This is a genomic window from Microbacterium sp., from assembly GCF_036566905.1.
GTDB lineage: Bacteria > Actinomycetota > Actinomycetes > Actinomycetales > Microbacteriaceae > Microbacterium.
Genome location: NZ_DATCVK010000098.1, coordinates 1 through 19,389 on the forward strand (window position 1 = coordinate 1; position 19,389 = coordinate 19,389).

The 19,389-nt window shown below is 70.8% G+C and carries 19 protein-coding genes; 8 read left to right on the plus strand and 11 right to left on the minus strand.

What is annotated here, in order from left to right; all coding sequences use genetic code 11:
- Together VIP82_RS07440 and VIP82_RS07445 are read right to left on the minus strand one after the other, a co-directional pair.
- Window positions 1–1,444 (minus strand): acetyl-CoA carboxylase biotin carboxylase subunit (locus VIP82_RS07440; protein WP_414684630.1); only part of this gene is annotated, 1,444 nt, incomplete at its 3' end.
- Window positions 1,445–1,448: 4 nt separating this feature from the next.
- A complete protein-coding gene (locus VIP82_RS07445) occupies window positions 1,449–3,053 on the minus strand; it encodes a carboxyl transferase domain-containing protein (RefSeq protein WP_331907194.1) in 1,605 nt (534 codons plus the stop codon).
- Between the two features lie 138 nt (window positions 3,054–3,191).
- On the opposite strand from VIP82_RS07445, the gene VIP82_RS07450 reads away from it, so the two are divergent.
- Both VIP82_RS07450 and VIP82_RS07455 read left to right on the plus strand, forming a co-directional pair.
- A complete protein-coding gene (locus tag VIP82_RS07450) occupies window positions 3,192–3,788 on the plus strand; it encodes an SACE_7040 family transcriptional regulator (protein WP_331907196.1) in 597 nt (198 codons plus the stop codon).
- A 30-nt stretch (window positions 3,789–3,818) separates the two neighbouring features.
- A complete protein-coding gene (locus VIP82_RS07455; RefSeq protein WP_331907198.1) occupies window positions 3,819–5,630 on the plus strand; it encodes an alkaline phosphatase family protein in 1,812 nt (603 codons plus the stop codon).
- A 38-nt stretch (window positions 5,631–5,668) separates the two neighbouring features.
- Here the strand turns inward: VIP82_RS07455 and VIP82_RS07460 are convergent, their stop codons facing one another.
- The 3 genes from VIP82_RS07460 to pdhA are packed head-to-tail and all read right to left on the minus strand — an operon-like array spanning window position 5,669 to window position 9,218.
- The gene (locus VIP82_RS07460) at window positions 5,669–7,075 is read right to left on the minus strand and encodes a dihydrolipoamide acetyltransferase family protein (protein ID WP_331907200.1); all 1,407 of its coding nucleotides are present in this window, start codon (window positions 7,073–7,075) and stop codon (window positions 5,669–5,671) included.
- The gene (locus VIP82_RS07465) at window positions 7,075–8,085 is read right to left on the minus strand and encodes an alpha-ketoacid dehydrogenase subunit beta (protein WP_331907202.1); all 1,011 of its coding nucleotides are present in this window, start codon (window positions 8,083–8,085) and stop codon (window positions 7,075–7,077) included. The genes VIP82_RS07460 and VIP82_RS07465 overlap by 1 nt, the downstream gene beginning before the upstream one ends.
- Before the next feature lie 2 nt (window positions 8,086–8,087).
- Window positions 8,088–9,218, minus strand: coding sequence for a pyruvate dehydrogenase (acetyl-transferring) E1 component subunit alpha (gene pdhA / locus VIP82_RS07470; protein ID WP_331907204.1), 1,131 nt, complete (start codon window positions 9,216–9,218; stop codon window positions 8,088–8,090).
- Window positions 9,219–9,383: 165 nt separating this feature from the next.
- Between pdhA and VIP82_RS07475 the strand changes: the two genes are divergently transcribed.
- Window positions 9,384–9,854 (plus strand): Lrp/AsnC family transcriptional regulator, encoded by a 471-nt coding sequence (locus VIP82_RS07475; protein ID WP_331907206.1) that lies wholly within the window; start codon window positions 9,384–9,386, stop codon window positions 9,852–9,854.
- 12 nt (window positions 9,855–9,866) lie between these two features.
- Here VIP82_RS07475 and VIP82_RS07480 read toward each other — a convergent pair whose 3' ends face one another.
- Window positions 9,867–10,868 (minus strand): EamA family transporter, encoded by a 1,002-nt coding sequence (locus VIP82_RS07480; protein WP_414684631.1) that lies wholly within the window; start codon window positions 10,866–10,868, stop codon window positions 9,867–9,869.
- 66 nt (window positions 10,869–10,934) lie between these two features.
- Here VIP82_RS07480 and VIP82_RS07485 point away from each other — a divergent pair, with 66 nt between their 5' ends.
- A complete protein-coding gene (locus tag VIP82_RS07485; protein WP_331907210.1) occupies window positions 10,935–11,489 on the plus strand; it encodes a CGNR zinc finger domain-containing protein in 555 nt (184 codons plus the stop codon).
- Here VIP82_RS07485 and VIP82_RS07490 read toward each other — a convergent pair.
- On the minus strand, window positions 11,449–12,348 hold the full coding sequence (locus VIP82_RS07490) for an alpha/beta fold hydrolase (protein ID WP_331907212.1): 900 nt from the start codon (window positions 12,346–12,348) through the stop codon (window positions 11,449–11,451). The two genes, VIP82_RS07485 and VIP82_RS07490, sit on opposite strands and share 41 nt — an antisense overlap.
- A gap of 88 nt (window positions 12,349–12,436) precedes the next feature.
- Between VIP82_RS07490 and VIP82_RS07495 the strand changes: the two genes are divergently transcribed.
- Window positions 12,437–13,168 carry an exonuclease domain-containing protein gene (locus VIP82_RS07495; RefSeq protein WP_414684632.1) on the plus strand — a complete coding sequence of 244 codons (732 nt, stop codon included), beginning with the start codon at window positions 12,437–12,439 and terminating at the stop codon, window positions 13,166–13,168.
- A 122-nt stretch (window positions 13,169–13,290) separates the two neighbouring features.
- Here VIP82_RS07495 and VIP82_RS07500 read toward each other — a convergent pair whose 3' ends face one another.
- From VIP82_RS07500 to glgA, 3 genes are all read right to left on the minus strand, one after another.
- A complete protein-coding gene (locus tag VIP82_RS07500) occupies window positions 13,291–13,548 on the minus strand; it encodes a type B 50S ribosomal protein L31 (protein ID WP_194415598.1) in 258 nt (85 codons plus the stop codon).
- Between the two features lie 121 nt (window positions 13,549–13,669).
- The gene (locus VIP82_RS07505; protein WP_331907216.1) at window positions 13,670–14,455 is read right to left on the minus strand and encodes an ABC transporter ATP-binding protein; all 786 of its coding nucleotides are present in this window, start codon (window positions 14,453–14,455) and stop codon (window positions 13,670–13,672) included.
- Window positions 14,456–14,464: 9 nt separating this feature from the next.
- Complete coding sequence (gene glgA / locus VIP82_RS07510) at window positions 14,465–15,658, minus strand: glycogen synthase (RefSeq protein ID WP_331907218.1); 1,194 nt, start codon at window positions 15,656–15,658, stop codon at window positions 14,465–14,467.
- Between the two features lie 48 nt (window positions 15,659–15,706).
- Here glgA and VIP82_RS07515 point away from each other — a divergent pair, with 48 nt between their 5' ends.
- From VIP82_RS07515 to VIP82_RS07525, 3 genes are all read left to right on the plus strand, one after another.
- The gene (locus VIP82_RS07515) at window positions 15,707–16,951 is read left to right on the plus strand and encodes a glucose-1-phosphate adenylyltransferase (RefSeq protein WP_331907220.1); all 1,245 of its coding nucleotides are present in this window, start codon (window positions 15,707–15,709) and stop codon (window positions 16,949–16,951) included.
- Window positions 16,952–16,994: 43 nt separating this feature from the next.
- The gene (gene serB, locus VIP82_RS07520) at window positions 16,995–17,636 is read left to right on the plus strand and encodes a phosphoserine phosphatase SerB (RefSeq protein WP_331907222.1); all 642 of its coding nucleotides are present in this window, start codon (window positions 16,995–16,997) and stop codon (window positions 17,634–17,636) included.
- Window positions 17,637–17,708: 72 nt separating this feature from the next.
- The gene (locus tag VIP82_RS07525; RefSeq protein ID WP_331907224.1) at window positions 17,709–18,416 is read left to right on the plus strand and encodes an alpha/beta fold hydrolase; all 708 of its coding nucleotides are present in this window, start codon (window positions 17,709–17,711) and stop codon (window positions 18,414–18,416) included.
- Window positions 18,417–18,461: 45 nt separating this feature from the next.
- On the opposite strand, the gene fabG is transcribed toward VIP82_RS07525, so the two are convergent.
- Window positions 18,462–19,172, minus strand: a complete 711-nt coding sequence (gene fabG, locus VIP82_RS07530; RefSeq protein ID WP_331907226.1) for a 3-oxoacyl-ACP reductase FabG — start codon at window positions 19,170–19,172, stop codon at window positions 18,462–18,464.
- Window positions 19,173–19,389: the final 217 nt, after the last annotated feature.

Consider the following 19,389-nt stretch of genomic DNA (forward strand, 5'->3'; position numbering starts at 1 on the left):
CGGCTGCGGCGGCGAACGCGGCCTCCCCCGGCTCCGGGGCCGTGTACGGCGGCCGGCGATCGATCAGCCCGGTGTCCATGTCGCCGGCGCGGACGCCCGGATCGGCCAGCAGCGCCCGCAGGAATCCGAGGTTGCTGTCGATGCCGAGCAGCACGGTCTCGGCGAGCGCGGCGTCGAGCCGCTCGATCGCCTGGGCGCGATCGCCGCCGTGGGCGATGACCTTCGCGATCATCGGGTCGTAGTCGGACGACACCGCGCTGCCCGACTCGACAGCGGCGTCCGTCCGCACCCCCGCGGGCTCGCGCCACACCAGCACCTCGCCCGTCGCCGGGAGGAAGCCGCGCTCGGGGCTCTCGGCGTACACGCGGGCCTCGATCGCGTGCCCGTCGAGGCGGATGTCGTTCTGCGCGAGCGCGAGCGGACGGCCCGCCGCGACCAGGAGCTGCTGCTCGACGAGGTCGACGCCGGTCACGAGCTCGGTCACCGGGTGCTCGACCTGCAGTCGCGTGTTCATCTCGATGAAGAAGAACTCGTCGGGGCGATCGCCGGCGACGAGGAACTCGACGGTGCCGGCGCCGCGGTAGTCCACGCTCGCGGCGGCCGCGCATGCCGCGGCTCCGAGGCGCGCGCGGGTGGCGGCATCCACCACCGGCGAGGGGGCCTCCTCGATGACCTTCTGATGCCGGCGCTGCAGCGTGCACTCACGTTCGCCGAGATGGATGACGGTGCCGTGCGCGTCGGCGAGCACCTGCACCTCGATGTGGCGCGGGCGCTCGATCAGACGCTCGAGCAGCAGCGTGTCGTCGCCGAATGCCGCAGCGGCCACGCGCCGGGCGGTGGCCAGCGCCTCGGGCAGCTCGGACGCCGCGCGCACCACCTGCATGCCCTTGCCGCCCCCGCCGGCCGATGGCTTGACCAGCAGCGGGTACCCCGTCTCGCCGGCCACCACCGCGATGTCGGCGTCCGTCATCCCGACGGCGCTGAAGCCGGGGACGGTCGGCACGCCGTGCGCGGTCACGTGCTCCTTCGCGCGGATCTTGTCGCCCATCACGTCGAGGGCGCGCTCCCCCGGGCCGATGAACACGATCCCGGCGTCGGCGCAGGCGCGCGCGAATCCCGCGTTCTCGGACAGGAACCCGTAACCCGGATGGATGGCCTCGGCACCCGTCTGGCGCGCGGCGCCGATCACCGCCGCCATGTCGAGGTAGGACGCGGAGGCGGCAGCCGGTCCGATGCGCACGGCGACGTCGGCCTCCCGCACGTGCGGCGCGTCGGCGTCTGCGTCGCTGTAGACGGCGACCGAGCGGATGCCGAGCCGCCGCAGCGTGCGGATCACGCGGCGTGCGATCTCGCCACGGTTGGCGACGAGGACGGTGGCGAACGGGGGCCTGTCCCCGGCGAGCGCCGGCCGAGCTTCACGGACCGAAGTGGGAGAAGTAGTCACGGGATCACATCCGGAAGACGCCGAAGCGCGGTTCGGGCAGCGGTGTGCGCGAGACGACGTCCAGCGCGAGTCCGAGCAGGTCGCGGGTGTCGAGCGGGTCGACGACGCCGTCGTCCCAGAGCCGGGCGGTGGCGTAGTAAGGGCTCCCCTGCTCCTCGTACTGGGCGCGGATCGGCGCCTCGAACGCCGCCTGGTCCGTCTGCGACCAGTCCTCGCCGCGCGCCTCCAGCTGCTCGCGCTTCACGGTCGAGAGCACCGACGCGGCCTGGTTCCCGCCCATCACCGAGATGCGGCTCGCCGGCCATGTCCACAGGAACCGCGGCGAGTACGCACGGCCGCACATCGAGTAGTTGCCGGCGCCGAACGAGCCGCCGATCACGACGGTGAGCTTCGGGACGCGCGTCGTGGCCACCGCGGTGACCATCTTGGCGCCGTCCTTCGCGATGCCGCCGGCCTCGGCATCCCGTCCCACCATGAAGCCGGAGATGTTCTGCAGGAACAGCAGCGGGGTGGCGCGCTGGTCGCACAGCTCGATGAAGTGGGCGCCCTTCTGCGCGGATTCGCTGAACAGCACGCCGTTGTTGGCGACGATGCCGACGGGGTGGCCGTGGATGCGCGCGAAGCCGGTGACCAGCGTGTCGCCGTATTCGCGCTTGAACTCGTGGAACTCGCTCCCGTCGACGAGCCGGGCGATGACCTCGCGCACGTCGTAGGGCTGGTTGACGTCGACGGGGACGACGCCGTACAGGTCGGACGGGTCGACGGCGGGCGGGACGCTGGGCACGACGTCCCACGCGGGCGCCGCGGGAAGCGGCAGGGTGGCGACGATGTCGCGGACGATCTCGAGGGCGTGCTCGTCGTCCTCGGCGAGGTGGTCGACGACGCCCGAGCGGCGGGCGTGCAGCTCTCCCCCGCCGAGCTCCTCTGCGGTGACGACCTCGCCGATCGCGGCCTTCACGAGCGGCGGGCCGCCGAGGAAGATCGTTCCTTGGCCCCGGACGATGACCGTCTCATCGCTCATGGCGGGGACGTACGCGCCTCCGGCGGTGCAGGAGCCGAGGACCGCGGCGATCTGCGGGATGCCGGCGGCCGAGAGCCGGGCCTGATTGAAGAAGATGCGGCCGAAGTGATCGCGGTCGGGGAACACCTCGTCCTGCATGGGCAGGAACGCGCCACCCGAGTCGACGAGATAGACGCACGGCAGGCGGTTCTCGAACGCGATCTCCTGGGCCCGGAGGTGCTTCTTCACCGTCAGCGGGTAGTACGTGCCGCCCTTGACGGTCGCGTCGTTGCAGACCACCATCACCTGGCGGCCGTGGACGAGGCCGATGCCGGCGATGACTCCGGCGGCTGGGGCTTCTCCGCCGTACAGCCCGTCGGCGGCGAGCGGTGCGATCTCGATGAAGGGGCTCCCCTCGTCGAGCAGCCGCGTGACGCGGTCACGGGGCAGCAGCTTGCCGCGCGCGACATGGCGCTCCCGCGAGGCGGTGGGCCCGCCGAGGGATGCCGTGGCCAGCCGGTCGCGCAGCTCTCCAGCCAGCCCCTGCTGCGCCTCGTGGATGCGCACGAAGGTCTCGTCGTGCACCGCGGCGGTGCTCAGCACGCCCATCTGCGCCCTCCCGTGTCATCTGCGTCGACGTCACGATCGGATCACGTCCGTTGTCCTGACGCGATCGGATTGGTTAGTGTTCACTAACTGAGCCTTAGGTTAGCGACCATTAACTGGAATCACAAGCGGGGAACCGGAATGACAAGCGCCGCCACCGACCGCGATCGCGCGAAGGCCGACCGCCACGCAGCAATCCTCCGCGAGGCGGCCGCGCTGTTCGCCGAACGCGGCTTCAGCGGCGTCAGCCTCGAAGACATCGGCGGGGCGGTCGGCGTGAGCGGGCCGGCGCTCTACCGGCACTTCGCGAACAAGCAGGCATTGCTGGGCGCCATCCTCGTCGAAGTGAGCGAGCGGCTGCTGGCGGGCGGTCAGGCCGTGCTGTCCGCGCATGAGGCGCCCTCCGATCAACTCGACGCCATCATCGCCTTCCACGTCGAGTTCGCGCTCCGCGACGCCGACGTCATCCGCGTCCAGGACCGCGATCTCGCCAGCCTCAGCGACGACGACCGCCACACCGTGCGGCGCCTCCAGCGCGAATACGTCGAGGTGTGGATCGGCATCCTCTCGACGATCCATCCCGAGCGGGACGAGGATGACCTGCGCGTGCGCGCCCACGCATGCTTCGGTCTCATCAACTCGACACCCCACACCGTGCGCGCCTCGCGGTCGCGCCCCGGCGAGCGCGACATGCGCGGCATCCTGCACTCGATGGCCCGCGCTTCGCTCACCGCCTGACCCGTCCCCGTGGCCTAATCTGGACGGACCATGGCGGGGGATGGCCACACGGACGACGCGCAGCCGGAGGATCACGGCGACGCGGAAAGCGTCGTGCGCCCGCGTGCGGAGAGCACCGACAGCTCGCGTCGCGACTTCCTGAAGCTGGGCGGCATCGCCACAGCGGGGCTCGTGGTCGGCGGCGCGGTCGGCGCAGCGGCGGGCGCCACCATCGGCCACGAGCTCGGAGTCCGCGAGGGATCGCTCGATCTGGCCGCTCTGCCCGCGCGCTCCGAGCCCGGCTTCGATCATGTGGTCGTGGTCATGGGCGAGAACCGCTCGTTCGACAACCTGCTCGGCTGGCTGTACACGCCCGACACCCTCCCCGACGGCGCGACGTTCGACGGCCTCGCCTTCGGCGACTACGCCAACACCGCTCCGAGCGGCGAGCGGATCGCGGCGCACGCCTACACCGGCCCCACCGACGAGGTGATGGGCCGGCCGAACCCCGATCCCGGCGAAGAGTTCCCGCACGTGAACACGCAGCTGTTCGGCACGGTGACACCCGCGTCGAATGCGACCAGCCACGTCGGCGACATGACGGCGCCCTTCAACGCACCGCCCTCCGGCACCGCGCCGACGATGGACGGATTCGTGCGCGACTACGGGAACCATCTCGAGCGGATGCACGGCGGTCGAGCGCCGAAGCCCGAGGAGCTCTCCCACATCATGGGCGGCTTCTCCCCCGAACAGCTGCCGGTGCTCTCCACCCTCGCCAAGGGTTTCGCCGTCTTCGACGCGTGGTTCGCCGCCGTCCCGTCGCAGACCTACTGCAACCGGTCGTTCTTCCACGCGTCGACCTCGCACGGCTTCGTCACCAACAAGCACGGCGGCGGCTACGACAAGTGGCTCGACGCCCCGGCGGCGCTGACCGTCTTCAACCGTCTCGAGGAGGCCGGCATCTCGTGGAAGATCTACTTCGACGAGATGCAGCTGGTGTCGCTGACCGGGATGATGCACGCCCCGGTGCTCGAGCAGTACTGGCGCACCGGGCGCTTCGGCCACATGTCGGAGTTCGCCGAGGATGCCGCGGCCGGACGCCTGCCCGCCTACGCGTTCATCGAGCCGCGGCTGGTCTACAACCACAACGACTTCCATCCGCCGGTCGGCGTGTACCGCGAGAGCGACGTCGAAGGCACGCCTGTACTGGATTCCGCAGTCTCCGACGTGCGCGCCGGCGAGAAGCTCATCGCCGACGTCTACAACGCCATCAAGTCCAGCGCCACCCCCGACGGCTCCCACGCGCTGAACACCCTGCTGTTGATCACCTTCGACGAGCACGGGGGCACGTTCGACCACGTCCCTCCCCCTGCCGCTGTCCCGCCCGTCGCCGACGACGCACCCGGCGAGATGGGCTTCACGTTCGACCGGCTGGGGGTGCGCGTACCCGCCATCGCCGTCTCGGCTTATACGCGGAGCGGCACGATCGTGCACGACGAGATGCATCACGGCGCGGTGATCGCGACGCTCGCGCGCCTTCATGGCCTGCGTCCGCTCACCCGGCGCGACGCCACAGCTCGCGACCTGTTCTCGGCGGTCAATCTCGACACGCCCCGGGATCCGTCGACGTGGCCAGTCGTGCATCCGATGTACGTGCCGCCCAATCCGCACGAGGACGAACGGATCGACCTCCGAGACGGCGCGCACAAGAACAAGCCGCTGAGCCCGCCCGGTCGAGGACTCCTGGGCCTGCTGCTCGCGCGATACGGGCCGCCCGGTGCCCCCGAGCCCGAAACCTATGCCCAGGCGTACGAGGTGCTCCAGAAGCACGGGCTCGGCCTCTTCTACCCGAAGAAGAGCTGACCGGCCGACCCCCAAGGTGCCGGCCGGCCAGCGGCCTTCTAACGCAGCAGCATCGCCCGCCCGGGCTCGCGCAGGATGTCGGCGACATCGACGAGGAAGCGCGACCCCTGCTCGCCGTCCACGAGGCGATGATCGAACGAGAGCGCGAGCGTCATCACGTCGCGTAGCGCGATCTCGCCGCGGTGCTCCCACGGCTGGCGCCGCACGGCGCCGAGGGCGAGGATGCCGGCCTCCCCCGGGTTGATGATCGGCGTGCCGGCGTCGACGCCGAACACGCCGACGTTCGTGATCGAGAACGTGCCGCCCATCATGTCCGCCGGCGCCGTCCTGCCCGACCGCGCGGTCTCGGCGAGGCCGCGGATGGCGTCGGCGAGCTCGACCAGGGTGAGCTCCTGCGCGTCGCGGATGTTGGGCACGACGAGGCCCCGCCCGGTCGCCGCGGCGATGCCCAGGTTGACGTAATGGTGCTCGACGATCTCGCCCGCCGCGTCATCCCACTTCGAGTTCAGCCCCGGGTGGCGCGCGAGCGCGAGGCATACGGCCTTCGCGGCGACGGCCATGACGCCGATCCGGTGCTCCTGGAGGGCACGGTCCGCTCGCAGCGACGCGATCAGCTCGCTCGTCGCCGTGACGTCGACCGTCAGGAACGTGGTCACGTGCGGCGCCGTGAAGGCGCTGCGCACCATGGCCTCCGCGGTCATGCGGCGGACGCCCCGGATGGGCGTGCGCGTCGTGCGCGCGCCCGCGTCGTCCGGTCGCGGCAGCTCGAACCTCTCCACCGGTTCGGCGGACTCCGCGGCCGCGGGGGTGACCGTGACCGCTCCGACGCGCTCCGCGTAGGCCTCCACATCGGCGCGTGTGATCACGCCGGACGCGCCCGTCGCCTCGACGAGTGCGAGATCCACGCCGAGCTGCTTCGCGAGCTTGCGTACCGGCGGCGTCGAACGGGGACGCTCGACCGCGCGCTCCACGACATCGGCGAACTGGATCGCGTCGTGCGGAGCCGCTTCGAGTACCGCGGTGTCGGATGCCGCTGCCACGGTCCCCGCGACGCGTGCGCGACGCTGCGGCCGTCCCGCGCTGCGGGGCGCGGCGCCGTACCCGACGAGGTTCGGCTCCGACGCCGGGGCCGCGCTCGCCGAGGCGGATGAGGCGGCCTCGGCCGACCGCGACACGGTGGCATCTGGAGCGGGTGCGGGAGCGCCCGCGCCGGTGTCGAACGAGATCAGCACCGAGCCGACGGCCACGACGTCGCCGGGGGCGGCGTGCAGGGCGGTCACGGTGCCGGCGTGCGGCGACGGCAGCTCGACGACCGCCTTGGCGGTCTCGACCTCGGCGATCGTCTGGTTGAGTGCGACGGTGTCGCCCACGGCGACCAGCCACTGCACGAGCTCAGCCTCGGGAAGGCCCTCGCCGAGGTCGGGAAGACGGAAGTCCTGTGCCATCAGTCGCGCACCCCGCTCAGGCTGTTCGGCCGGTCCATGACGCGATCGACGGCGTCGAGGATGCGGTCGAGGTCGGGCAGATGGTGCTTCTCGAGCTTCGCGGGCGGGTACGGGATGTCGTGGCCGGTGACCCGCTGCGGCGCGGCCTCGAGGTAGTTGAAGCACCGCTCGGTGACGCTCGCGATGAGCTCGGCGCCGACCCCCGCCTCCCGCGCCGCCTCGTGCGTCACGACGACCCTGCCGGTCTTGCGGACGGATGCCGTCACCGTGCGGTAGTCGACGGGCGAGATCGATCGCAGGTCGATGACCTCGATCGAGACGCCGTCGTCCTCGGCCGCGGTGGCGGCGTCCAGAGCGGTCCCGACCTGTGACCCGTAGGTCAGGAGCGTCACGTCGCTGCCCTCCCGCGCGACGCGGGCGAGCCCCATGGGGGGCGCGTCCGCGAGCTGCACGTCGAGGTCGACCTCGCCCTTGGAGTGGTAGAGCCGCTTGGGTTCGAAGTAGACCACCGGGTCGTTCGACGCGATGGCCTGACGCAGCATCACGTACGCGTCCTGCGGGTTCGACACCGCGACCACGCGGAGCCCCGACGTGTGGACGAAGTAGGCCTCCGGCGACTCGGAGTGATGCTCGGCCGCGCCGACGCCGCCGGCCCACGGGATGCGGATCGTGATCGGCATCGTGACGTTGCCGCGCGTGCGGTAGTGCAGCTTCGCGACCTGGCACACGATCTGGTCGAACGCGGGGTACACGAAGCCGTCGAACTGGATCTCGACGACCGGTCGGTAGCCGCGGAACGCGAGGCCGACGGCGGTGCCCATGATGCCCGCCTCGGCGAGCGGGGTGTCGACCACCCGCTGGGCGCCGAACTCGTCGAGCAGTCCGTCCGTGATGCGGAACACGCCGCCGAGCTTGCCGATGTCCTCGCCCATGACGAGCACCTTCGGGTCGTCGGCCATCGCGCGGCGGAGTCCTTCGTTGATGGCCTTCGCCATCGTGAGCTGCGCCATCGTCACACCCCCTCGGCGGCCGGGGCGAACCCGTCGAGGTACGCGCCGAACCACTCGCGCTGCTCGTCGATCCCCGAGTGGGGTTCGGCGTAGACGTTGTCGAGCACCGTCAGCGGTGCGCGGGTCGTGGCGGTCATCGCGGCCTCCCGGACGCCGGCGGCCAGCGCATCGGCATCGGCCTCGACCGCGCCGACGAACGCCTCGTCGAACTCGCTGCGTGCACGCAGCAGAGCCTCGAGCCGCGTGATCGGGTCGCGGCGGCGCCACTTCTCGACCTCCTCCTTGTCGCGGTAGCGCGTGGGGTCGTCGGAGGTGGTGTGCGGGCCCATGCGGTACGTCACGGCCTCGATGAAGGCCGGCCCCTCGCCGCGGCGTGCGATGTCGAGCGCCCAGCGCATCGCTGCGAAACAGGCGAGCACGTCATTGCCGTCCACGCGCATGCTCGGGATGCCGAACCCGGGCGCCCGGCCTGCGATCGGGAACTTCGCCTGCACCGAGACGGGCTCCGAGATCGCCCACTGGTTGTTGGTGCACACGAAGACGACGGGCGCACCGAAGGAGGCGGCGAAGACCATCGCCTCGTTGACGTCGCCCTGGCTGGAGGCACCGTCGCCGAAGTAGGCGACCGACACCTGGTCGGTGCCGTCGCGCTGCACGCCCATCGCGTAGCCGACGGCGTGCAGCGCCTGGGCGCCGATGATGATCTGCTGCGTCGCGGTGTTGATGTCGTAGGGGTTGTACGTCGAGTGCTCTTCGCCGCGCCAGGCGAGCACGAAGTCCGAGGGCTTGCCGCCGCGGGCGTAGACCACACCCGTCTCGCGGTAGCTCGGGAACGCGAAGTCATCGGCGCGCAGCGCCCGCGCCGTGCCGATCTGGGTCGCCTCCTGGCCCTGGCAGGGCGGCCACAGGCCGAGCTGGCCCTGCCGCTGGAGTGCGACGCCCTCGGTGTCGATGCGCCGCAGCAGCACCATGTCGCGGTACAGGCCGCGCAGTGTGGTGGCGTCGACGTCGGTCACCCAGCGATCGAGCTCGGGGTCGGCGATGCGCTCGCCGTCGGGTGTCAGCAGCCGCGCGACATCATCGATGTCGGTGGCGAGGTCCGCTGTCGGTGTCAGGGTGTGCGTCATCGTCATCACTCCTCGTTGCGGGCTCCCTCGTGAGGAGCCGCTTCGCGTCCGCCGGCTTCGTCGCCGACTACCTCGAGGCTACGTCTGTATCGCACCTCGCTCAAGCATCCGCGCTCTGCTTGAGCATGTTGACAAGTCATGACCACCCAGACCGTGCTAACGTTTCGCACTATGAGTGCCCTCGATCACGTCGACCTGGAGCTGCTGGCAGCGCTCTCCGCCGATCCCCGCGCGACCGTCGTCGCACTCGCCGAACGGCTCGGGCTCTCGCGCAACACCGTGCAGGCGCGGATGTCACGACTCGAGAAGGCGGGAGTGTTCCTTTCGTACGAGCGGGCGATCTCGTCGGCGTCGCTGGGCTTCCCGATCGAGGCGTTCATCAGCGTCATCGTGCGCCAGGCGGACCTCCCCCGCATCGCCGTCGAGCTCGCCCGGGTGCCCGAGGTCGTGCAGGCGCACGGCCTGTCGGGTCAGGTCGATCTGCTGGTGCGCGTCGCCTGCCGTGACACGCAGCACCTGTTCGACACCGACGCCCGCATCCTCGCCATCGAGGGCGTCGAGCGCACCGAGACGTCCCTCGTGATGGGCGAGGTCATCGCCCACCGCGTCACGCCCCTCATGGACCTGGCTCGACGGGACTAGTACTCCCCCACCTCAGGAGGGCACGGCCGCCTCGCCGCGTGCATTCGCGGTCGACGACGCGTCGGCACGCACCAGCACGACGCCCACGAGGATCAGCGCCCCGCCGGCGAACTGGATCGGTGCGGGCACCTCGGCGAGGAAGATCCACGCGAACATGAGGGCGAACAGCACCTCCGACAACCCGACGAACGACGCCACGCGCGAGCCGATGCGGGGAACCGCCATCACGCCGAACGCGTAGCCGAGCGTCGTCGCGACGCCCGCCACCCAGAGGAGCGGCATCCACCACGGCACGGCGGTGCCGGCCAGCACGACCGAGACCGCGGGGGCCTGGAACGGCATGATGCCCGTGGCGCAGAGGATCCCCATGACGATCGCACCGGTCAGCAGGCCGCTCGCCGCCAGCGCCAGCGGCGGCAGATCGTCGCCGGCGCGTTCGGAGATCACGAAATAGGCGCACACGCAGACGGCCGCCGCGAGTGCGAGCAAGGTCCCGATCAGGTCGAATGAGGCACCCGAGATGTCCACGACGAGCACGAGGCCCACGATCGCGACCAGCGAGCCCCACAGCACGAGCGCCGACGGCGCCTTCCGGGTGCGCACCCACACGGCGACCACCATCATGACCGGCGCGAGGTACTGGATCAGCAGCGCCACCGCCACCGGCATCCGCTGCATCGCGGAGAAGAAGAAGAGCTGGCAGCCGAGCACGGGCATGAGGCCGAAGCCGACGATGAGCCGCCAGTGCCGGCGCAGGAAGCCGCGCTGCCGCTTCATGGCCAGGAACAGCGCCGGCGACAGGACGAGGCCCGCGACACCCATGCGCACGAGCAGCGCCGCACCGAGCGACCAGCCGGCCTCGAGGAGCGGCTTGACGAACGGCCCGCTCGACGAGAACGCGAGCGCGGAGGCGACGCCCATGATCAGGCCGGTGGTGCGCAGCCGGGCGCTCGAGCCGGGCGCCGCACTCGCGAGGGCGACGGGACGAGACGCGGTCGAGGTCATGGGCGGCATCCGACTGTCAGGAGTGAAAGGTGTTTACACTGGTGACAGTACCGGACCGACTTGTCAGGAGTCAACGTGGTTTTCATTCATGACACGGAGCAGAACCTGCGCGCGGCGTCGTATCTGGTGAACACGCTGCCCGGCTACGACGACGAGGACACACTCACCACCCTCGAGGACTTCGAGGACTACCTGCGCGTCAACCCCTACACGGGTCTGATCCGGCGCGACGCCGCCGAGCTCGCCGCCCTCCGCGACGTCCGGCCGCGCCTGCGGCAGCTGTGGGAGGTCGACCGCGACGGCGCCGTGCCCCTCGTCAACGAGATGCTCCGCGACGGCGAGGCCCTGCCCCGCCTGGTCATCCACGACGGGTTCGACTGGCACATCCATGCGACCAGCGACGACGCTCCGCTCGCCACTCGGGTGCTCGTCGAGGCGGCCCTGGCGTTCGTCGACGTCATCCGCGCCGACGAGTACGATCGCGTGCGCATCTGCGCCGCGGACGACTGCGACGGCGTCTACGTCGACTTCTCGAAGAACGGCTCGAAGCGCTACTGCGACATCGGCAACTGCGGCAACCGCATGAACGTCAACGCGTATCGGCAGCGGAAGGCGCGACGAACCGCGTGATCGCGCCGGCGGCGGCCGCCGGCGTCTCGTAGTGGATCAGGTGCCCGACGTCGGGGATCTCCACGAGCTGCGCGTCCGGGAACATCGTCGCCAGGCGCCGCTCCGCCTCGATGGGCGTGATGTCGTCTCGCTGTGCCGCCACCAGCAGGGTCGGCTGCGCGATGCGCGCCGCGAACGCGCGCACGTCGTTCGACACCGACGCGAGGAACGCGTCGTGCAGCACGTCGCGGTCCGCGAAGCGCGAGAAGTAGGTGTCGTGCTGGTCGTGCACGAAGCGACGGATGCCGGGGTCCTTGGTCTTCGCCATCGACACGCTCATCACTCGCACGATGAGCCCGTTTCGCAGCAGCGCGTCGCCGGGCCGCTTCGGGAGCCTCGCCCCCGCCCAGTAGTAGAAGACGGCGAGCCGGGTGAGTACCCCACGCGGACCCTCGAGCGCGGGCGCTCCGATGGGGTTGACGAGGATCACGCGCGGCGTCTCGAGGCCGCCCGCGACCGCGGCCGCCACGACGATGGAGCCGAAGGAGTGGCCCAGGATCACCGCGCCCGGCGCGACCGCCGTGGCGAACTCGCGCAGCCACTCCGCGTAGAGGCCGAGATCGTGTCGTCGCCCGGGCACCGGCGGGGTCTCGCCGAACCCCGGGAGGTCGGGTGAGATCACCCGCACCGCCGGAAGGTGCGCGACCACCGGCTCGAGTCCGTGATGCTCGCCTCGGAAGCCGTGCACCGCGACGATCGTGACGCTCGCATCGGCGGGGCCGTAGACCCAGTACGCCGTGAGGCCTCCGAGCACGCCGACCTCGCGGCGCTCGACGGGGATCTCGTCGAGGAGCGGTGCGTAGGGGTTGGGCGCGGTCACCCGTCGAGTCTACGAGGCGCACCCGGGCCTCGCCTGTGCGCGGTGCGCCTGTGCTCCGATGTCGGAGGCGACGCATACCGTGATCGGCATGAGCCGCCCGCATCCCGAACAGCTGCCGCTGTGGGATGTGCCGGACTGGGTGCGCATGATCGGAGTGTTCGACCTCGAGACGACCGGCGTCGACGTCACGGCGGATCGCATCGTCACGGCGCACGTCGGGCTGCTGGATGCCGCCGGCCGCGTGATCCGCGCGCGTGACTGGCTCGCTGACCCCGGCGTCGAGATCCCCGAGGGCGCAAGCGCGATCCATGGCATCTCCACCGCACGGGCGCGTGCCGAGGGACGCCCGGCGGTCGAGGTCGTGGCCGAAGTGGTCGAGGCCGTCCGCGCGCTTCTGGACGCCGGCATCCCGGTCGTCGCCTACAACGCGCCGTTCGACTTCTCGCTGCTGAAGTACGAATCGCTGCGCCAGGGCATCGTGCCGATCGAAAACCCCTCGCCCGTCATCGACCCGCTCGTCGTCGACAAGGCGTACGACCGGTGGCGCAAGGGCAAGCGCACTCTGCAGGTCGTCGCGGCCCACTACGCGGTGCGACTGGATGCGGCGCACGAGGCGTCGGCCGACGCAGTGGCCGCCGGACGCGTCGCGCAGGCGCTCGCCGAGCGCTTCGCCCCGTGGCTACCCGAGACCGTACACGAACTGCACACCCGCCAGATCGGCTGGGCACGGGCGCAGGCCGAGAGCCTCACCGAGTACTTCATCGGCATCGGCCGGCTGGACCCCGACGAGCATCTCGACGGCCGCTGGCCGATCCGCTGAGCGGGGGCACGATCGCGCCGTTGCCCGCGCGCAGCGGCAAAACGCAGAAGACCCCGCCGAAGCGGGGTCTTCTGATCCGAGACGGACCGGGTACCGGTCGCGCGCCGTCGGAGCGGGCGGGCTTACTTGGAAGCGCCGCCGAAGTTCTTGAAGCGCTGGTTGAACTTCTCGACACGACCGGCCGAGTCCATGATGCGCTGCTTGCCCGTGTAGAACGGGTGCGAGGCCGACGAGATCTCGACGTCGATGACGGGGTACTCGACGCCGTCGAGCTCGATCGTCTTGTCGCTGGTCACCGTCGAGCGGGTGAGGAAGGTCTCGCCCGAGCCGAGGTCACGGAACACGACGGCCTGGTAGTCCGGGTGGAGGTCAGTCTTCATGATGGTCCTTTGAGGGTGATGCCCTGGATTTTGCCAGGGCGGTCAAAGTCTGGGGTGCGAGCGCACCAAAGAAGGATTCTATCAGTCTCCGGAGCGCTTGCCGAACCGGCCTTCTCGGGCCTCAGTGCGCGGCTCGCGCGGCGAAGCGGCCGCCGTCCTCGCTGAGGCGGATGGGAACGCCGAACGTGTCGGTCAGGGCCTCGGCCGTGAGCGTCTCGCGGATGGGGCCGGCTGCCACCGCCTGACCGTCGCGCAGCAGCAGCACGTGCGTGAAGCCGATCGGGATCTCCTCCACGTGGTGGGTCACCATGATCATCGCGGGGGTCGTAGGCGCCTGGGCGTAGCCGCTCAGCAGGATCAGCAGCTCTTCGCGCGCGCCGAGGTCGAGGCTCGCCGTCGGCTCGTCGAGCAGAAGCAGCTCGGGGTCGGTCATGACGGCGCGCGCGATCTGCACCCGCTTCTGCTCGCCGTCGCTGAGGGTGCCGAACGTGCGATCGGCGAGGTGGTCGAGCTTCCACTCGGCGAGCACCCGCAGGGCGCGTCGCTCGTCGATGTCTTCGTAGTCCTCGCGCCAGCGGCCCAGCACCGAGTAGGCGGCCGTCAGCACGACGTTCAGCACCGTCTCCTCGGGCGGCACGCGACGCGCCATGGCGGAGGATGCGAAGCCGATCCGGGGCCGCAGATCGAACACGTCGGTGCGGCCGAGCCGCTCACCGAGGATCGTCACGGTTCCCGAGGTCGGGTGAAGGAGCGTGTCGGCCATCTGGAGCACGGTCGTCTTGCCGGCGCCGTTCGGTCCGAGCACCACCCAGCGCTCGTCGTCGTTGATGGTCCAGTTCAGGTGATCGACGATGTTCCGGGCGTTTCGGCGGACGACGACGTCGGAGAACTCGAGCACCTGTGGCATGCTCACAGCCTATCGGCCGTCGGCGACGACCTCCGCGTAGAGCTCGGCCGTCTGGTCGGCGATGCGCTGCCAGCTGAAGTCCTCCGTCGCACGCCGGCGGCCCGCGGCGCCGTACTCCCGAGCACGCTCCGGATCGCTGACCACCTCGGTGAGTACGCGCGCCAGATCCGCGACGTACCGCTCGGGATCGGTGGGCGTCCCGGTGCCGTCCTGCACCTGCTCGATGGGCACGAGGCGCCCGGTGACGCCGTCGACGACCACCTCCGGGATGCCGCCGGTCGCCGTGCCGACCACCGCGGCGCCGCAGGCCATCGCCTCGAGGTTCACGATGCCGAGCGGCTCGTACACCGACGGGCACACGAAGGTCGTCGCCGCGCTGAGGATGGTGCACAGCTCGTGGCGCGACAGCATCCGGTCCAGCCAGACGACACCGTCGCGGGTCTCCTGCAGGCCGCGCACGAGGCCTTCCACCTCCGCCATGATCTGGGGCGTGTCGGGCGCGCCGGCTGCCAGGATGACCTGCACGTCCGCCGGAAGTCGCTCGGCGGCACGCAGGAAGTAGGGCAGGCCCTTCTGCCGTGTGATCCGGCCGACGAAGACGACCGAGGGACGCGCGGGGTCGATGCCGAGCTCCCCCAGCAGAGCCGGGTCCTCGACAGGATGCCAGGCGTCGACGTCGATGCCGTTGTAGATCACGCGCACGCGGTCGGGGTCCAGTGCCGGATAGCTGCGGAGGATGTCCTCCCGCATGCCGTTGCTCACCGCGACGATCGCCGCCGCGCCCTCGTAGGCCGATTTCTCGATCCAGCTCGAGACGGCGTAGCCGCCGCCGAGCTGCTCCGCCTTCCAGGGCCTGAGCGGCTCCAGGCTGTGGGCGGTCACGATGTGCGGGATGCCGTGGAGCAGCGACGCCAGCTGCCCGGCGAGGTTCGCGTACCAGGTGTGGCTGTGCACGACGTCGGCGCCCGCGACATCCGACACGATCTCGAGATCGGTGCCCAGCGTCTGCACGGCCGCGTTGGCGCCGGAGAGCTCGGCGGGCACGCCGTACGACGTCGTCCCGTCCTCGTCGCGCTCGGCGCCGAACGCGCGCACCCGGACGTCCATGCGGGAGCGGAGCGCCTTCACGAGCTCCGTCACGTGCACGCCGGCGCCGCCGTAGATCTCCGGCGGGTACTCCTTGGTGACGATGTCGACTCGCATGTGTCGAACGCTAGTACACGGGCCGGAACGCGTCATAGTGTGGGGGCCATGCCAGCTGCACCCAAGGTCTTCGGAATCATCCTCGCCGGCGGCGAAGGGAAGCGGCTGATGCCGTTGACCGCGGATCGCGCCAAGCCCGCGGTCCCCTTCGGCGGTCAGTACCGGCTCATCGACTTCGCCATCTCGAACCTCATCAACTCGGGCCTGCGGCAGATCGTCGTGCTCACGCAGTACAAATCGCACAGCCTCGACCGTCACATCTCGCAGACCTGGCGGATGTCTGCGCTCCTCGATTCGTATGTGACCTCGGTACCCGCGCAGCAGCGCCTCGGCAAGCGCTGGTTCTCGGGCTCGGCGGACGCGATCCTGCAGAGCCTCAACCTCATCAACGACGAGCAGCCCGACATCGTCATCGTGATCGGCGCCGATCACGTCTACCGGATGGACTTCCGGCAGATGCTCGCCGGGCACATCGAATCCGGCGCGCGGGCCACGGTGGCCGGCATCCGTCAGCCGATCTCGCTCGCGAACCAGTTCGGCGTCATCGACGTCGACACCGAGGACCCGGTGCGCATCCGCGAGTTCCTCGAGAAGCCGCAGAACCCGGTCGGGCTGGGCGACGCCCCCGACCAGGTGCTGGCCTCGATGGGCAACTACATCTTCGACACCGACGCGCTCATCGAGGCGGTCGAATCCGACGGCGAGCTGCCGACGTCGAACCACGACATGGGCGGCGACATCATCCCCTACTTCGTCGATCGGGGCGAGGCCGGCGTCTACGACATGAACCGCAACGACGTGCCCGGGTCCACCCCGCGCGACCGGTACTACTGGCGTGACGTCGGCACGATCGACTCGTTCTTCGACGCCCACCGCGACCTGATCTCGACGCTGCCGATCTTCAACCTCTACAACACCGACTGGCCGATCCACTCGCAGGCGGTCAACTCCCCGCCCGCCAAGTTCGTGCGCGACTCGGTGGGCCGCATCGGCAACGCGATCGACTCGATCGTGTCGCTCGGCTCGGTGCTGTCGGGCACCCACCTGGAGCGCAGCGTGGTGGGTCCGTGGACGCTCGCCGGCGGCGGCTCCACGATCACCGACTCGGTGCTCTTCGACCACGTGCACGTGGGCGCGGGCGCCCGCGTGCATCGCGCGATCCTCGACAAGAACGTCGTCCTCGAAGACGGGGCGACCGTCGGCGTCGATCGCGAGAAGGATCTGGCGCGCGGCTTCACGATCACCGACAGCGGCATCACCGTCGTCGGCAAGGGGTTCCGCGTCGAGCGATGACACGCGGTCGGGCGTGGGGGCCTCGTCCCGCTAGCGTGGAACGGTGCCTGCCCCTGCCACCCGCTTCCTCGTCGTGCTCGACGCCGACTCGACCCTCATCCGCAACGAGGTCATCGAGCTGATCGCCGACGAGGCCGGGCGCGGCGCCGAGGTGGCGGCGGCGACCGAGGCCGCCATGCGCGGCGAGGTCGACTTCGCCAGCAGCCTGCGCTCGCGGGTCGAGGCGCTCCAGGGCGTGCCGGTCGCCGCGTTCGCGCGCGTGCTGGCGCGCATCGAGCCCACGCCCGGGGTGCGCGAGCTCATCGCGGCCGTGCACGACCGCGGCGGCGCTGTGGGCGTCGTGTCGGGCGGGTTCCACGAGATCCTCGACACCGTCGCCCCCGACCTCGGCGTGGACGTCTGGCGCGCGAACCGGCTGGCGACGCGCGACGGCGTGCTGAGCGGGCACGTCGACGGCGTGATCGTGGATGCCGCGGGCAAGGCCGCGGCGCTGAGCGAATGGGCCGCCGAGCGGGGTGTGCCGATCGCCTCCACGATCGCCATCGGCGACGGTGCCAACGACCTGGACATGATGGCGGTCGCCGGTCTCGGCGTGGCCTTCAACGCCAAGCCCGCGGTCCGAGCGCGCGCCGACGTGGTCGTCGGCCCGGTGGACCTCGCCGAGGTCATCGCACTGCTGCCGTAGGGCGCGCACCTCTCCGCTCGCCGCGCGCGCAAGGGGGGTCCGGATGTCGGTCGCCGTCGCTACCGTCGAAGGATGCACATCATCCTCGTTCCCGGCCTGTGGCTCGACGCGTCTTCCTGGGGCGAGGTCGCCCCCGCCCTCGAATCCGCCGGACACCGCACCCATGCGCTGACGATGCCGGGCGTCGGCGCGCCCGGCGCCGAGTCGGCCGGCATCGGCATCGCCGACTGGGTCGCCGCGACCGTGGACGCACTGGATCGCCTCGACGGTCCCGTGGCCGTCGTCGGACATTCGGGCGGCGGCAACGTCGCCTATGGGGCGGTGGACGCGCGCCCCGACCGCGTCGACCACCTGGTGTTCCTCGACACCTTCCCGCCGGGCGAAGGCGGCTCCATCTCGGAGTTCCCGGTCGTGGACGGCGTGATCCCGTTCCCCGGTTGGGACTTCTTCGACGATTCCGACGTCGCCGACCTCGATCCGCAGACACGAACGGATGTCGCGGCCCGCGCGAAGTCGGTACCCGAGCGGGTGCCGACCGATCCCATCCGGCTCTCCGACGAACGGCGCCGCGCGGTGCCCGCCACCATCATCACGGGGACGGTGCCCGAGGCGCAGATCAGGGAGATCGTCGAGAAGGCCCCCTCGTGGGCGGCCGAGCTGGCCGCGCTCGAGAAGCTCGAGGTGATCGAGCTCGGGGCACCGGGCGACCCCACCGGCCACTGGCCGCAGTTCTCCCGTCCCGGCGCGGTCGCCGAGGCGATCCTGCGGGCGATCGGCTGACGCCGTCCCGCGCCCGTGGAAGCGGGGAGCGCCGGCGGGCGCGGGTCAGTGCCCCATGCCGAGGCCGCCGTCGACGGGGATGACGGCGCCGGAGATGTAGGCGGCGTCATCCGACGAGATCCACGTCACCACGCCGGCCACCTCGTCGGCCGACGCGAAGCGCCCGGCCGGGATGCTCTTCTTGTACTCGGCCTGCGTGTCATCCGAGAGCTCCGCCGTCATGTCCGTCTCGATGAAGCCGGGCGCCACCACGTTAGCGGTGATCCCGCGTCCCCCGAGCTCGCGGGTGAGCGAACGGGCGAAGCCCACGAGAGCGCTCTTGGACGCGGCGTAGTTGATCTGGCCGGCGGAGCCGTACAGTCCGACGACGCTCGAGATGAGGACGACGCGGCCCCACCGCGCACGGAGCATCCCCTTCGACGCGCGCTTGACGACGCGGAAGGCGCCGCCGAGGTTCGTGGCGACGACGCTGTCGAAGTCGTCCTCGGTCATGCGCAGCAGCAGGGTGTCCTTCGTGATGCCGGCGTTCGCGACGACGATCTCGACGGGGCCGAGCGCGTTCTCGACCTCGGTGAACGCGGCGTCGACGGATGCGGCATCCGTCACGTCCGCACGGACGGTGAGGCTGCCGGCGGGGCCCTCGCCGGAGCGCGCGGTCACCGCGACCTTGTACCCCTCGGCGACGAAGCGCTCCGCGATGGCGCGGCCGATGCCGCGGTTTCCGCCGGTGACGAGGACGACGCGATCGGTGGACATGGTGGCACTCCCGGGGTTGTGGCGGATCCGCACCAGCCTATCGGCGCGGGCGATGAGCCCCCGGCTCGTTTGACACCCTCGGTGCCCGCTGGGACGCTGGGTCAGACACCGACGAAAGGCGCGCCGTGAGCGACCCCACCCCGCAGAACCCCGCACCGGAGCCGGGTGCATACCCGCCCGTTCCGCCCGCTCCGGGAGCCGCGCAGCCGGCGCCCCC